Annotated in this window: 13 protein-coding genes; 4 read left to right on the top strand and 9 right to left on the bottom strand. The window is 61.2% G+C overall.

The annotated features are described in order from the left end of the window. Window positions 1–4 precede the first annotated feature (4 nt). The 3 genes from cydC to NBG89_RS10280 are packed head-to-tail and all read right to left on the bottom strand — an operon-like array spanning window position 5 to window position 3,967. Window positions 5–1,693 carry a thiol reductant ABC exporter subunit CydC gene (cydC, locus tag NBG89_RS10290; RefSeq protein WP_431319881.1) on the bottom strand — a complete coding sequence of 563 codons (1,689 nt, stop codon included), beginning with the start codon at window positions 1,691–1,693 and terminating at the stop codon, window positions 5–7. After that, entirely contained in the window at window positions 1,690–3,384 is a 1,695-nt protein-coding gene (gene cydD / locus NBG89_RS10285) for a thiol reductant ABC exporter subunit CydD (RefSeq protein ID WP_431319880.1), read from the bottom strand. Before cydD ends, cydC begins: the two co-directional genes overlap by 4 nt. A 4-nt stretch (window positions 3,385–3,388) precedes the next feature. After that, entirely contained in the window at window positions 3,389–3,967 is a 579-nt protein-coding gene (locus tag NBG89_RS10280; RefSeq protein WP_037132914.1) for a GbsR/MarR family transcriptional regulator, read from the bottom strand. Window positions 3,968–4,262: 295 nt separating this feature from the next. Here NBG89_RS10280 and NBG89_RS10275 point away from each other — a divergent pair, with 295 nt between their 5' ends. After that, window positions 4,263–4,910 (top strand): Crp/Fnr family transcriptional regulator, encoded by a 648-nt coding sequence (locus tag NBG89_RS10275; RefSeq protein ID WP_431322660.1) that lies wholly within the window; start codon window positions 4,263–4,265, stop codon window positions 4,908–4,910. A gap of 91 nt (window positions 4,911–5,001) precedes the next feature. Next, window positions 5,002–6,162 (top strand): aminotransferase, encoded by a 1,161-nt coding sequence (locus NBG89_RS10270; RefSeq protein WP_431319879.1) that lies wholly within the window; start codon window positions 5,002–5,004, stop codon window positions 6,160–6,162. 59 nt (window positions 6,163–6,221) lie between these two features. On the opposite strand, the gene NBG89_RS10265 is transcribed toward NBG89_RS10270, so the two are convergent. The 6 genes from NBG89_RS10265 to NBG89_RS10240 form a co-directional block, all read right to left on the bottom strand. Beyond that, window positions 6,222–7,328, bottom strand: coding sequence for a Gfo/Idh/MocA family protein (locus NBG89_RS10265; protein WP_431319878.1), 1,107 nt, complete (start codon window positions 7,326–7,328; stop codon window positions 6,222–6,224). 11 nt (window positions 7,329–7,339) lie between these two features. After that, window positions 7,340–8,125, bottom strand: coding sequence for a ThuA domain-containing protein (locus NBG89_RS10260; protein ID WP_016554600.1), 786 nt, complete (start codon window positions 8,123–8,125; stop codon window positions 7,340–7,342). Window positions 8,126–8,198: 73 nt separating this feature from the next. Beyond that, window positions 8,199–9,227: an ABC transporter ATP-binding protein gene (locus tag NBG89_RS10255; RefSeq protein ID WP_431319877.1), complete on the bottom strand. Its 1,029-nt coding sequence runs from the start codon at window positions 9,225–9,227 to the stop codon at window positions 8,199–8,201. A gap of 12 nt (window positions 9,228–9,239) precedes the next feature. Next, window positions 9,240–10,070: a carbohydrate ABC transporter permease gene (locus NBG89_RS10250; RefSeq protein ID WP_431319876.1), complete on the bottom strand. Its 831-nt coding sequence runs from the start codon at window positions 10,068–10,070 to the stop codon at window positions 9,240–9,242. Continuing rightward, window positions 10,070–11,056, bottom strand: coding sequence for a carbohydrate ABC transporter permease (locus NBG89_RS10245; RefSeq protein ID WP_431319875.1), 987 nt, complete (start codon window positions 11,054–11,056; stop codon window positions 10,070–10,072). Before NBG89_RS10245 ends, NBG89_RS10250 begins: the two co-directional genes overlap by 1 nt. Window positions 11,057–11,142: 86 nt before the next feature. Beyond that, on the bottom strand, window positions 11,143–12,408 hold the full coding sequence (locus tag NBG89_RS10240; protein ID WP_431319874.1) for an ABC transporter substrate-binding protein: 1,266 nt from the start codon (window positions 12,406–12,408) through the stop codon (window positions 11,143–11,145). On the opposite strand from NBG89_RS10240, the gene NBG89_RS10235 reads away from it, so the two are divergent. After that, window positions 12,326–12,556, top strand: coding sequence for a hypothetical protein (locus NBG89_RS10235; protein WP_431319873.1), 231 nt, complete (start codon window positions 12,326–12,328; stop codon window positions 12,554–12,556). The genes NBG89_RS10240 and NBG89_RS10235 overlap by 83 nt on opposite strands. Before the next feature lie 167 nt (window positions 12,557–12,723). Then, window positions 12,724–13,749 (top strand): substrate-binding domain-containing protein, encoded by a 1,026-nt coding sequence (locus tag NBG89_RS10230; RefSeq protein WP_431319872.1) that lies wholly within the window; start codon window positions 12,724–12,726, stop codon window positions 13,747–13,749. Window positions 13,750–13,947 lie beyond the last annotated feature (198 nt).

Here is a 13,947-nt window from a genome sequence, read left to right as displayed (position 1 = left end):
TGGCTCAGTCCGGTCTCAGCCGGTCCAGAGCCTTTTCGAACGCCGCCTCTCCACGGCGTGAAACCTGTACGATGCGCCCATCCTCCATGACGGCGATGACATCCGCTATTGCCGCCTCGCGACGGATATGCGTGGCGATGACGAGCGAGCGTCCGTAAGCTTTGTCCGACAGACGGTTCATGACGTCGCGCGCCGTCGTGCCATCGAGACCTTCCGTCGGTTCGTCCAGTAGCCAGAGCGGCGTGTCGCGGAGGAAGAGGCGAGCAAGGGCGAGGCGGCGCGATTGCCCGCCTGAGAGCCCCATGCCACCTTCGCCGAGAGGCGTGTCGAGGCCGCGCAGCAGTGCGGCGACATCCTGCAGGAGGCCGGCGGCGGCAACTGCCTCGCGCAGTGCCGCATCCTTTGCATCGGGGTTTGCGAGCTGGAGATTGCCGCGAAGGCTATCTTGAAAGAGCTGCGTGCGCTGGGTGAGCAGGGTGGCTTCGAGGCACTCGACACGTCCCTGGCGGGTGTGCATTTCGGCCGCGAGGAGCGAAAGGAGTGTCGATTTGCCTGCGCCGCTGGCGCCAACCAGCGCTAGTCTTGCGCCCGTTTTCAGGTCGAGGTCGACGTTGTGAAGCACGGGTGTCTCCGCGTCGTATCCGGCGGTAACTCCTTCCAACCGAAACGCAAATCCAGGATGGGGCGTCGTGTTGCTGCGCACCTCTTCATTTGCCGACAGGCGAGGCGCGATTCGGCGTGCGGAAAGAAGGGTACGACCTAGCTCCATGGCGCCGCGGCGCAGCGCACCGAAGGGTTCGACTGCGGTGAATGTGATCAGGATACCCAGTGTCGCGACCGGCGGGCTGATTTCGCCCCCGCCGGCCAGCGCTGCAACTGCCAGCAGTGAACCCGCGAGCAAAGCGGTCGTTGTGAGGCCGAAACCGAATGCGACGCCGGCTTCGATGCTGTTCAGGCGATCATCGGCACTTGCGGCGTAGCGGTCGGCATCGGCAATTGCCGCCCTTTGGGCATCGAGGCGTCCAGCCATCAGCAAGTCGGTCTGTCCCGCGACGAGGTCGATGGTGCGGGCACGAATGGCTTCGATGCCATAGGTGCGTTGACGGGCGTGCTTTACTGCTCGACTTCCGGCGAACAGGGGAATGCCAAGACCCGCGACAAGCAAGACGCCGCCGACAGCCAGTCCGAAATACGGGTTCATGAGGCCGAGAGTGACGCTCGCGGCAAGTGCTGCGACGATCGCAACGGCTGCCGGAACCAGCACGCGCAGATAAAGGGAATCGAGCGCGTCGATGTCGCCTGTCAGGCGGAAGAGGAGGCGGGCCGGCCGGCGTGCAAGCTCGCGCGCGGCGCCGGGTGCTGACCACCCACGGAACAGGCGTTCACGCAGAGCCGCGAGTACGCTCAGCGTCGCGTCATGGGTGGCTAGTCGCTCGCCGTAGCGCGAAGCGGTCCGGCCGAGCGCAAGCAGGCGAATGCCGGCCGACGGCATGAAGACGTCGAAGGTCGCAATCGTTGCCGCGGAAAGTCCAGCGATGCCGGCTGCGGTGATGAACCAGCCGGAGAGGCCGAGCAGGGCAATACCGGCCGATACCGTGGTCGCCGAAAGCGCGGCCCCGAGCAGCAGGCCACGGCGGCGTTCGGTAAGGAAAAGCTTGACGATTGGCTTGAGGTTGGAGAGCGATGCACTCATTCCGCGGCCCCCCGTGCAATCTCGGGATCGAGGACGACAGTCCGGTTCATGGGGGCAGCAAGCCGCGGATCATGGGTTGCGACGATCAGCGTCCGACCCTTGGCAAGAGCAAGCAGGCTCTCGGTGATCTCGTTTGCGGTTTCGGCGTCGAGGTGTGCGGTCGGTTCGTCCGCGAGCACGATACAGGCTTCTGGATTGCAGGCGGCGCGGGCGATGGCGAGGCGCAGCGCTTCGCCGCCCGACACTCCCACGCCACCATCGCCAAGCGGACGACGAGCGTGAAGGCGGGCGAAGCGGCCGAGCTTTGCGAGTTTGAGCGCTTCTGCGACGGACTGCGTGGAAACGTTCCGCCGGCCAAGCGAAACGTTGCCTGCGATCGTGCCCGCAAATATGTGCGGCTTCTGGCCGATCCACGCGATCCTGCCGTGAAGGGCAGGATTGGCCGGCCGTCCGTCGATCGTGACGCTGCCCGTCTCGCAGGCTGCATGGCCGGCAATCAGTGCGAGCAGCGTCGATTTGCCCGAACCGCTGGCGCCGAGCAGTGCAACGTGCTCGCCGGGACGGATACTCAGATCGAAACCATCAATGGCGGCGTTACTGTCCTTGCCATAGCGGAAGCCGACATTCTCCAGTCGGATGGCGCCCGCCGCTGTTTCGCTTGCGGATGCATCGCTCTCGATGGGCAGTTGAAGACCCTTCGCACTCAGCGCATCGATCGCCTTTATCGCAGCTTCGCCGGCGGCCCGGTCATGCCAGACAGCGGAGAGTTCACGCAGCGGCTCGAAGAAGGCGGGAGCAAGCAGCAGCACGAAGAGACCGCTCGTCAGGTCGAGGCCGCCGGCCCAGGCGCCGAAGCGAATTTCTCCGAGCAAGGAGAAGCCGATGTAAACGGCGACCAGCGCGACGCCGAGCGCCGCGAAAAGCTCCAGAACAGCCGACGACAGGAAGGCAATCTTCAGGACAGCCATGGTGCGAGCCTTCAGCGAATCGGCGTCGGCCCTCAACCTCGTCGCGGTGGCATCGACGGCATCGAGCGAACGGATCGTGGCCATGCCACGCAAGCGATCGAGCAGGAAGCCGTTGAGGCCACCGGTCGCAGCAAGCTGCTTCTCGCTGGCTGCCTGTGCACGCCAGCCGATCAATGCCATGAAGACCGGAATCAGCGGCATGGCGAACAGGAAAATGAAGGCGGCAATCCACGAAATCGGGAAAACACAGGCCAGGATGGCGAGCGGCACGGCGCTCGCCTTAAAGCGCGCCTGCTGAAAGCGCGAGAGATATGGAACGATCATCTCGGCCTGTTCACCGATGATGCTTGCGGCTTCGCCGGAGCTGGGTCTCGTGCTGTCGATCGGCGAGCGCCTGGCGAGGGCTGCTGTGGCAAGTTCGCGCCGCGCTGTCAGTTCGGTGCGTGCTGCGCGAAATGCCATGCGGCCGCCAGCCGCCTCGAGACAGCTTTTCGCGATCCCAAGCAGTGCGATATAGACCGCGAGCCGCAAGACGTCGTTGAAGCCCCCGCCGCTCGCGATGCGGCCAACTGCGGCGGCAAGAATTGCCGCCTGCGGGATCCAGAGGAGGGATGCCAGCGTCTGGACGGCAGCTGCCTTTCGCAGCTTGCCGTGCCTGGGCACAGGTTTTGCCGGCTTGCCGAAAGCCTGCTTTCCATTTGCGTCTAAGTAAGCACTCCCCATAGCGCTAACTCTTGTTCGCAGGATTGGGCCGGCGGCTGCGTCCGAGCGAAACGACTCGATCCTTGGCCTCCAGCAGCTTTGTCACTTTCGCACCTAAAGAGAGTAGCGTTGCAAGCCGCTCGGTTTCAAGTTGTTTTACGTCTTCATACCAATGCGTTAGCTGTTCGATTAGTGCGTGCATCTCGCTCATGCGCTCCTGAGCATGACGTTCGGCTTCGCTAGCGGGCCGCTGCATCAGGATTTCGCGAAGGACCGATAGTGTCGGGTCGACCTCGCGCTTCTTGCGCTCTTCCGCCAGTGTCCGCAGGATCTGCCAAACGTCGTCGGGTGTGGTGAAGAAGTCGCGCCGGTCATCCGGTTTGTGCTTCAGCAGGACAAGGTTCCAGGTCTGCAGTTCCCGCAGGCTCATCGAGACATTCGAGCGCGAGATGCTGAGGGAATCGGCGATTTCCTCGGCGCAGAGCGGAGAAGGGGATACGTAGAGCAGCGCATAGATCTGGCCGACCGTGCGATTAATGCCCCAGCGCGAGCCCATCTCGCCGAAGTGCAAAACGAAGGATTGAACAAGCGGCGGGAGGTTCATTTCGGTTTCCGTTATGTCTGTGATTTCAGAAATTTCTGAAATCACTATAGCTGGACCAGCTCCATGGGCAATTGGCAAGTCGGGGCTGCGGCAATTTGGTGTCGCGGTCAGTGATGAGAATATCGTCGGCGCCGCCGGCCCCGAATGCCGACACCTTGATTGCGATCAAGAAAACGCTGTTCTCTCGCTGCGGCTGTAGTCTATGTTTTTGCGTGGAGCTGATTTGATGCGCAAAGATATACATAATTCAAACATACCAGTGCGTTGCATAAGCTGTGAGGTCCGCCACAAGGGCATGTGCGGTGCACTCAGCGCCGACGAGCTGCTGGCGCTTTCCGCGCATACGCGCTTGGTCAATCATCCATCCGGTGATGAGTTGGCCGGCGAGAGGATGCCGGTCGAATCCTATGCCACCGTGATCCGCGGGGTCGTGAAACTCACGAAGACGCTGGAGGACGGACGCCAGCAGATCGTCGGCCTGCAGTTTGCGCCCGACCTTCTCGGCAGGCTGAATGCGGATGAGAATGACGTGTCGGTGGAGGCGGCTTCCGACGTCAACCTTTGTCGCATTCCGAAGGCTGCGCTGGAGCGGATGGTCAAAAACAACCCTACTCTTGCCGGGCGTCTGATGGAACAGACGCTGCGCGAGCTGGACGAAGCGCGGGACTGGATGGTGACGCTCGGGCGCAAGACGGCAGCGGAGAAGGTCGCAAGCTTCCTGTTTATGATCGCGACCCATCTCGATCCCGAGGCTGTCGGCGAAAAGCGCCAATTCGACCTGCCGCTGTCGCGGGCCGACATTGCCGATTTCCTGGGGCTGACGATCGAGACAGTGTCCCGCCAGATGTCGAAGCTGAAAACCGACGGCGTGATCTTTATCGTCGCCAACAGACATATCAAGGTGCCGAAGCTGTCAAAGCTCAAGGCCTGCTGCGGTTCCTGACGATCCCTGGGTGACATTCTTGAATGCATGTTGCCGAGTGGACCCATTCCGTGCAGGAGTGATGGTTCACCTCGTTCAATAAGAGATCTGCATGTCTGCCTTTGCCAATCCGCTTGTTTCCCGCCTTTCTCCGCCACCCATTCCGTCCGTTCTCGCCTGGGCTCGCGAATACAGGGGCGGCAAGGGGCCGCTGGTCGATCTTTCGCAGGCGGTGCCCGGTTATCCGGCCCATCCCGAAATGTTGCGGTTGCTTGGCGAAGCGGCATCTTCGCCAAAGACGACGGGCTATGGTCCGATCGAGGGTGAGGGCGTGCTGAGAGACGTCTATGCCCGGCATATGTCTGATGTCTATGGCGCGTCGGTTTCGGCCGCCAACATTCATATCACCGCGGGCTGCAACCAGGCCTTCATGTCGGCGGCCATTGCACTCGCCGGCTCCGGCGATACGGTGGCCTTGACCAATCCGTTCTACTTCAATCAAGAGACGACGCTATCGATGCTCGGCATCAAGCGCGTTCTGGTCGAGTGCGATGCTGAGAATGGCTTCTTGCCCGAGGTTCAGTCGGCGCAAAGGGCCCTGGCTGCCGGTGCCAAGGTGCTGGCGGTCGTCACGCCGAACAATCCGACGGGCGCCGTCTATCCACCTGAGTTGCTGCTCGAGCTGTTTACGCTCTGCCGCAAACACGGAGCATGGCTGATCGTCGACGAGACCTATCGCGACTTCCTCCCCGAAGGCTACGGCGCTCCGCATCCGCTGCTTGGCATCCCGGGCTGGGAAGAAACTCTGATCCTGCTCTACAGCTTCTCGAAATCCTTCTGCATTCCCGGCCATCGCCTCGGTGCGATCACGGCCGGCGTCAACGTCGTCGCCGAGATCACCAAGGTCATGGACAATATGCAGATCTGCGCGCCGCGCGCAGCACAGGTTGCCGTCGCTGAAGCGATGCCGATCCTTGCCGACTGGCGAGCCGATAATCGTCTGGAGATCGCGCGCCGCGCCGATGCATTAAGGACGGTGATGTCGGGACTGCCAGGCTGGGAGATCGGCGCGGTCGGTGCGTATTTCGCATTTATCCGCCATCCCTTCGAGGAGCTCAGCTCGGCCGCTGTCGCAGAGCGCCTGGCGAAGGAAGCCGGCGTCGTCTGCCTGCCGGGGAGCTATTTCGGGGAAGGTCAGGAGCACTATCTCAGGCTCGCCTTTGCCAACGCCGATGCGGCTTCGATTGCTCTGCTCGCGGATCGTCTCCGGTAGCTTCGAAATGATAAAGGCCCGCTGCAGCAGGCCTTTATTCTTCTCTGCTAATTCTCGTATCAGACGACGACCGTCAGCGGCGGTATCCGCTTGTCTGCCGGGCTATCCTGCTCGGTGGCCTCCAGCAGATTGAGCTCCCGCCGCTCCTTCTCCGACACGATCGCAAGGTCGAGGACCTTTTGCAGGTTTGCAGCGTGGCGGAAAGTCGGGTCGTCCTGTTTTCCGGTTCTGACCGCTTCGGCAAAGCGCTGATAGTTCGTCAGCACCGCGGGGACCTCGATATCGCGCCATGTGGCGGTCTCGATGTCGTCGCCGAAGCAGCCGCGCAGTTCGGAACCATCCGGGCGATGGATGACCTCGAGGCTGCCCTTTTCGCCATAGATGCGAAGCTTCAGCTCGTTGAGATGGCCGGTTGCCCAGCGGGTCGCATGGATGACGCCGAGCGCACCGTTGGTGAAATCGACCGACATGGTGAAGCTGTCATTGGCATCCAGCAGATATTCGCCGATCTGGCCGCCCGGAGCTTTGTTGAAGGTCTTCAGGCGGGCAAAGACGTGGTCGATATCGGTTGCCGCGCCGTAAGCCGCGAAATCGAGGATGTGGATGCCGACGTCGCCGAGCACGCCGTTCGAGCCGTGACCGGTCGAGAGGCGCCACAGCCAGCGCGATTCCGTGCGCCAGTCGCCCCAAGCGCGCGAGACCAGCCAGCTTTGCAGATAGGAGGCCTCGACGTGCCTGATGGTGCCGAGCTCACCTGCCAGCACCATTTCGCGGGCCCGCTGCAGCGGCGCGACGTTGCGATAGGTGAGGTTGACCATGTTGATGACGCCGGCAGCCTCTGCGGCTTCCGTCATCTCCAGTGCGTGGTCGTAATGCTCCGCCAGCGGCTTTTCGCAGAAGACGTGCTTGCCGGCAGCGATCAGCGCCAGGCTGGTCGCGTGGTGGATGCGATCGGGCGTGACGTTGGTGGCCGCGTCGAATTCACCCCATGCGATCGCTTCCTCGAGCGTCTGGAAACGCTTCTCGATGTGGAAGTGATCCGCAAATTCGGCAAGGTGCGCCGGGTCGGTATCGACGGCGCCGACAACTTCCACGCCGTCGATGGCGAGGAAGTTGGCAACCTGGTTTCTGGCCATCGAGCCGGTGCCAAGAACGAGTAGTCGCATATGTGTGCTCCTCAGCGGTAACCGGCTTCGCCGGCCTGATGCAGTCGCGGGCCGCGTTCGACGATCGGCTCGAGAGCCTTTTCGACCGGAACATTCGGGGCATCGGTGATGCTCTTCAGATCGCCCTGCGGGTTATAGGCCCATTTCACGCCGTTGATGAGTACCTTCTGGACGTTGGCATCATGATAGGTCGGATAGGTTTCGTGGCCAGGGCGGAAGTAGAAAATGTTACCGGCACCACGGCGCCAGGTGAGGCCCGAGCGGAAGACTTCGCCGCCCTGGAACCAGGAGATGAAGACGGTTTCCAGCGGCTCCGGCACGGAGAACTGCTCGCCGTACATTTCCTCGTTTTCGAGAACGAAGTTTTCGTCGAGGCCAGCGGCGATCGGGTGGCGCGGGTTGATCGTCCACAGGCGCTCGCGCTCGCCGGCTTCGCGCCACTTCAGCGCGCAGGGCGTGCCCATCAAGCGCTTGAAGATCTTCGAGAAGTGACCGGAGTGCAGGACCAGCAGGCCCATGCCTTCCCAGACGCGCTTGGCGACGCGCTCGACAACGACGTCGGAGACCGCGCCATGGTCCTTGTGGCCCCACCAGGTGAGAACATCGGTTTCGGCAAGGCGGGCTTCCGTCAGGCCGTGCTCGGGCTCCTGTAGCGTCGCCGTCGTCGCCTGGATCGCCGGATCGGTATTCAGCGCGTTGGCGATGGTGGTGTGCATGCCTTCGGGATAGATGCCCCGAACGATGGCATTGGTGGTTTCGTGGATGTTTTCACCCCAGACAATGGTGCGAATAGCCAAGTGATTGCTCCTTCATGCGAATGGTGGACCGGAACCGATGGGAAGCGGCCAGATCCTGTGGTTTTGGGTGGTGTCAGGCCGCGCCCTTGAGGGGAACCCTTTCGAGCGCGCGTCCGGATTGGTCGAAACGGTGAACTGAGCCTTGAACCGGGGCGACCCCGAGTTTCTGGCCGGGTTGATGGCTCGATACGCCTGTCTCGCGAACGACGAGCGGTTCCGAGGTGCCGATGTCGAGGTAGACGAAGCTGTCCGAGCCGAGGATTTCGGAATGGATGACGGTGCCCGTCCAGGCTGGTGCCTGCTGGACGATCTCCATGTGTTCGGCGCGAACGCCGATCGTGTGGGCGTTGTAGGGCGCCGAGAACCCGCCGGTCAGGAAGTTCATTTTCGGCGAACCGATGAAGCCGGCGACGAACACGGAATTCGGTGTTTCGTAGAGTTCGAGCGGGGTGCCGACCTGCTCGACGACGCCATCCCGCAGAACGCAGATGCGGTCGGCGAGCGTCATCGCCTCGACCTGGTCGTGGGTGACGTAGATCATGGTCGTGCCGTGCATGCTGCGGTGAAGCTTGGCGATCTCCAGTCGCGTTGCGACGCGTAGCGCCGCATCGAGGTTCGACAGCGGCTCGTCGAACAGGAACACCTTGGGATCGCGGACGATGGCACGACCGATCGCGACACGCTGGCGCTGGCCTCCCGACAGCTGGCGCGGCAGGCGTTCGAGATAGGGCGAGAGCTGCAGCATGCCGGCCGCCTGCTCGACGCGGGCCCTGGACTCTTCCTTTGTGCGTCCTGACAGCTTCATCCCGAAGGCCATGTTCTCGAACACGGTCATATGCGGATAGAGCGCATAGGATTGAAAGACCATGGCGATGCCGCGCTTCGACGGCGCGTAGCGGTTGACCGCCTCGCCATCGAAGGCAAGCGTGCCCGAGGTGATGTCCTCGAGCCCCGAGATCAGCCGCAAGAGCGTGGACTTGCCGCAGCCGGACGGGCCGACGAAGACCATGAACTCGCCCTTGCGGATATCGAGCGAGACGCCCTTGATGACGTCAAGCGCACCGAAGCTTTTGCGGATATTGTCGAGTCTAATCTGTGCCATATCGTGTTTTCTTCAACCTTTGACGCCGCCGGCGGTGAGGCCGGAAATGATGCGCCGCTGGAATATCAGGACCAGGACAACGACAGGGACCGTAACGATGACGGATGCTGCCATGATGTTGCCCCACGGGATTTCGAACTGGCTGCCGCCCGAAAGCAGGGCGATGGCAACCGGCACCGTTCGCTGAGCGTCCGATGAGGTGAATGTTAGGGCGAAGAGGAATTCGTTCCAGGCCGTAATGAAGGCAAGCAGGCCTGTCGTGACCAGAGCCGGCCACATCAGCGGCATGAAAACCTGGGTGATGATGACCCATGGCGAGGCACCATCGACGATCGCCGCCTCCTCGATTTCAATCGGCAGGTCGCGCATGAAGGTGGTCAAAACCCAGACCGTGAAGGGCAGGGTAAAGATCATGTAGGAGAAGATTAGCGCAAAGGGCGTGTTGAAGATGCCGATCCAGCGGATCAGCTCGAACAGGCCGGCGAGCACGGCGATCTGCGGAAACATCGAGACCGACAGGATGGTCAGCATCAGAAGCGCGCGACCACGGAAATTGACGCGGGCAAGTGCGTAAGATGCGGTAACGGCGAGGAGCAGCGAGGCGGCGACCACGAGGATGGCGACGAGCAGGGAGTTGCCGAGGCTGCGGATGAAGCTGCCCGTCGTCAGGACCGTCGTGTAGTTGGCGAGCGAGATCGAGGTCGGCCAGTAATTGACCTCGAATAGGGCGGTACCGGCCTTGAAGCTCGTCAGGATCGCATAGTAGAACGGGAAGACGGCGATGATGACGATGATCGTGACGAGCAGATAGAAGAGTGTGTTCTTTGTCAGGGTCAGCAGCATCAGCGTTCGCTCCCACCGAGTTTGACGCGACCGAGCCACATATAGAGCACGGTGATTGTCGCGATGATCAGGAAGAGCACCGTCGAGGCTGTCGCCCCGTAGGCGAACTTGTCGAAGTCGAAGAGGTTCTCGCGTGCCATAACCGACATGGTTTTGGTCTGCGCATTGTTCGGCGTCAGCACGTAAATCAGGTCGAAGATGCGCAGGGCGTCGAGCATGCGGAAGATCACGGCGACCATGATGGCCGGGCGGACCAATGGCAGTGTCAACCGCCAGAACACCTTGATCGGATTGATGCCATCGATTTTGGCGGCTTCGTAGATATCGGCGGGAACCATCTGCAGGCCGGCAAGGATGAGGAGCGCCATGAAGGGCGTCGTCTTCCAGACGTCGACAATCAGAACGGCAATCATTGCCGTCTCGGGATTGGCGGTCCAGGCGATCTTCTGGCTGATCAGGCCCATGCCGAGCAGGATGTCATTCAGGATGCCGAATTGGTCGTTGAGCATCCAGGCCCACATCTTGGCGGACACGATGGTCGGGATCGCCCAGGGAATGAGAATGGCGGCGCGAACGATGCCACGGCCGGGGAAATTGGCGTTCAACACCAAGGCAACGATGAGGCCGAGAATGGTTTCGATGGTCACCGACAGGAACGCAAACTTCATCGTGTTCCAGACGGCGCGCCACCAGTTTGGGTCCGCAAGCAGGCCGCTATAAACCGTGCGCCCGCTCTTAAGCGTGATCCATGAGAGATAATTTTTGAAGCCGACGAACTGGGCGTCGCCGAGGCTCGTGAGGGATGCGTTCGTGAAGCTGAAATAGATCGTTCTGAAAAGAGGCCATCCAGCAACGACGGCCAGAATGAACAGGGTGGGGGCCAGGAATATCCAGGCGGAACGGATGCGCTCGGAGCGCAGGTCCGACGAGGTCTTGACGGCGCGCGCTCGCGATCCGACGCTTGAGGAAACTGCGGCTTCAGTCATGAGGTACCCGCTTCTTGAGGCGATTGACGGTGGCGTCTTCAGAAAAAAGGCAGCGGCGGAACGTCCGCCGCTGCCGATGCTGTCGATCACCAGTTATCGCCCTTCAGCGATGTCAGGTCGGCTTCGAGAAGCTCGAGGTTTTCCGCAGACGTGCCGTTGCCCGAAAGCGAGTTGTGAACGGCGGTCCAGAACTTCGAGGAGACCTCGTTGTACTTGACCTTGGCGGATGCCGACGGACGCGGAACGGCGTTCTGGAAGATCGGCTTCCAGTTCGGCATGAACGGCTGCGCGGCGGCGATGTCCTTGTCATCATAGAGCGCCACAAGCGTCGGCAGGTTGGAGAGCTCAATGGCGCGCTGCTTCTGGCTTTCCTTGGACGTCAGGAACTTGACGAGGGCAATCGCGGCGTCCTGGTTCTGCGAGTACTTGGAGACCGCAAGGTTCCAGCCGCCGAGCGTCGAGGATGGCGAGTCGCCCTCCTTGGCAACCGGAAGCGTCGTTACGTCGAACTTGCCCTTGACGGCACTGTCCGCGCCATTGCCGAGGGAGTAGGCATAGGGCCAGTTGCGCATGAAGACGGCATTGCCGGTCTGCCAGACGCCGCGGGACTCTTCTTCCTGGTAGGCGAGGACGCCGGAGGGCGAGATCGTTCCGATCCATCCCTTGGCGCGGTCAAGTGCTGCCGCGGCATTCTCGTTGTTGACCGAGATCGTGCCGTCCGGCTCGATGATCTGGCCGCCACCCGACGACTTCACCCATTCGAGCGCGTTGCAGGTCAGGCCCTCGTAGGCGTTGCCCTGGAAGACATAGCCCCAGAGATCCTTCTGGCCGGCGGCGCGTTCCTTTTCCTGGATCTCCTTGGCGGTCGCGGCCATCTCGTCCCAGGTCTTCGGCGGTTGCTTGCCGTACTTGTCGAGCAGGTCTTTGCGATAGAAGAGCGCCGGCGCATCCGTGTAGAGCGGCATGGCGACGAGGCGACTATTCACGGTCTGCGAGGCGATGATCGACGGGAAGAAATCGCCGACGACATCCTTCGCGGCATCCCTCAGGTCAACGAACTGGTCGGCGAGCTGCGGAGCCCAGATAACGTCGGTCTGATAGACGTCGACGTCCTTGTTGCCGGCGGCGAGCCACAGGCGATACTGCGAGAACTGCTCCGTCGAAGAGGACGGCATGGTCACGATGCTGACCTTGTTGCCGGTTGCCTTCTCGAACGCATCGAGCTGCTTGCGGAACAGGTCGAGGTTCTTGCCGGTCGAGCTTGCGGAAATGCTGATATTTGCAGCGAGCGAGGGCTGTGCGACACCCATCAGCGCGGCCGCGACGGCGACCGCTGTGAAACGAAACTTCATATCTTCCTCCCAAAAGAACCAAACATCGGAAAAATTGAAAACGGTTTGGCTAGAAAAAACTGTCAGAAGGTCGATATTGAGTCAAGCGGGCACTCGTGTCAAAGTCGTACAACCGCGATCACATATTGATAACAAAGCAAAATCATAGGGATGCTCCTTGGTTCGGTTGTGGGAAAAGGTCAAAAACTCTCCTCGAGGAATATCTAAAATTGAAAACGGTTTGGCTGTTTGTAAGCTGCTATGCTTAGGTCATAAGAAAGATCAGCACTTGGCGGTGATCAGCCAGATAGACGAGCACGAAAGACGCAATGTTGAATGAAGCTTAAAGAGTTCGCGAAACAGGTCGGATTGTCTCCAACGACAGTCAGTCGTGCGCTGAGTGGCTATCCCGAGGTGAGCGAGACCACGCGTGCCCGCGTCGCGGAAGCCGCCGTCAGGCTGGGCTACAGCCCGAACGTCAACGCCGTGCGGCTGAAGACGGGCAGGGCCGGCGCGATCGGCGTGGTGATGGGGCGTGCCGGCGAATTCCATTTTGCTGAATTCATGGCCGGCATGGCGGAGCGGCTAGTGGCGGAGGAGACGGACATTCTCGTCATCCCGATGGCGCATCCGAACCAGGAAGACGAGATGCAGCTTTACCGCCGACTTGTGGAAAGCCGTCGCGTCGATGCGATCATCGTCCACTCGCCCAAACCCAATGATGAGCGCATTGCGCTGCTCCACGAACTCGGCATGCCGTTTCTTGTCCATGGCCGGTCGGCCATCGATGTTCCGCACGCCTGGCTTGATATCGACAACGAAACCGCGATCAAGCGCGCGACGTCACATCTGATCGATCTCGGTCATCGGCGAATTGCCATGATCAACGGCCGGCCGGGCGCGACCTATGCGCTTCATCGCGATAGCGGCTTCCGCAAGGCTCTTCAAAGCCACGGCATTGAACCTGATCCGCAGTTGATGGCGAGCGGCAACTTCACCGACGAACTCGGCTTCCGCTTCGCGCGATCATTCCTCGAGCAGCCCAACCCGCCGACGGCTTTTGTCGCGGGTTCGATGATGACGGCACTCGGCGTTTACCGCGCGGCCCGGTCGCTGGGGCTTCAAATTGGCCGGGACGTCTCTGTTATCGCTCATGACGACGTCTTTCCGTATCTGACGGCAGACAACATGGTGCCGTCGCTTTCGGCAACGCGGTCATCCATGCGCGCGGCTGGAACGCGATGTGCCGATCTTGTGCTGCAACTGTTGTCGGGACGGTCTCCATTGGAGATCCACGAACTATGGCCCGTCGAACTGATTTTGCGCGAATCGACGGGCCCGGCCAGGCAGTCCACGTCCTGATGTCATCGTTGCGGATGCTGCTTTCCTGGCGTGGCTGTGGGTCAAATATCGCGCGTTTTTCCGAAACGATGGAAAGATGATTTCCGCGTCAGTGGAATTTCGGTGCCTGGTTGATTGAGCGGGCGGCGGCAAAATCGCATATTGACGACAGTTGCTCACGCATGTCGACCATCCTCCCGGTCGATGGGCAACTGTTCC

The sequence above is a fragment of the Rhizobium sp. YTU87027 genome (assembly GCF_050644135.1).
Lineage (GTDB): Bacteria > Pseudomonadota > Alphaproteobacteria > Rhizobiales > Rhizobiaceae > Rhizobium.
Note: the sequence above shows the minus strand (reverse complement) of the source record. Positions and strands in the feature narration are given on the sequence as shown.

Excerpts from the sequence above, each read along its gene's own strand:
- NBG89_RS10230 (WP_431319872.1), top strand. The coding sequence starts at position 12,724 with ATGAAGCTTAAAGAGTTCGCGAAACAGGTCGGATTGTCTCCAACGACA.
- NBG89_RS10265 (WP_431319878.1), bottom strand. The coding sequence starts at position 7,328 with ATGCGACTACTCGTTCTTGGCACCGGCTCGATGGCCAGAAACCAGGTT.
- NBG89_RS10250 (WP_431319876.1), bottom strand. The coding sequence starts at position 10,070 with ATGCTGCTGACCCTGACAAAGAACACACTCTTCTATCTGCTCGTCACG.
- NBG89_RS10270 (WP_431319879.1), top strand. The coding sequence starts at position 5,002 with ATGTCTGCCTTTGCCAATCCGCTTGTTTCCCGCCTTTCTCCGCCACCC.
- NBG89_RS10235 (WP_431319873.1), top strand. The coding sequence starts at position 12,326 with ATGCTGATATTTGCAGCGAGCGAGGGCTGTGCGACACCCATCAGCGCG.
- cydD (WP_431319880.1), bottom strand. The coding sequence starts at position 3,384 with ATGGGGAGTGCTTACTTAGACGCAAATGGAAAGCAGGCTTTCGGCAAG.
- cydC (WP_431319881.1), bottom strand. The coding sequence starts at position 1,693 with ATGAGTGCATCGCTCTCCAACCTCAAGCCAATCGTCAAGCTTTTCCTT.
- NBG89_RS10255 (WP_431319877.1), bottom strand. The coding sequence starts at position 9,227 with ATGGCACAGATTAGACTCGACAATATCCGCAAAAGCTTCGGTGCGCTT.
- NBG89_RS10275 (WP_431322660.1), top strand. The coding sequence starts at position 4,263 with ATGTGCGGTGCACTCAGCGCCGACGAGCTGCTGGCGCTTTCCGCGCAT.
- NBG89_RS10245 (WP_431319875.1), bottom strand. The coding sequence starts at position 11,056 with ATGACTGAAGCCGCAGTTTCCTCAAGCGTCGGATCGCGAGCGCGCGCC.
- NBG89_RS10240 (WP_431319874.1), bottom strand. The coding sequence starts at position 12,408 with ATGAAGTTTCGTTTCACAGCGGTCGCCGTCGCGGCCGCGCTGATGGGT.
- NBG89_RS10280 (WP_037132914.1), bottom strand. The coding sequence starts at position 3,967 with ATGAACCTCCCGCCGCTTGTTCAATCCTTCGTTTTGCACTTCGGCGAG.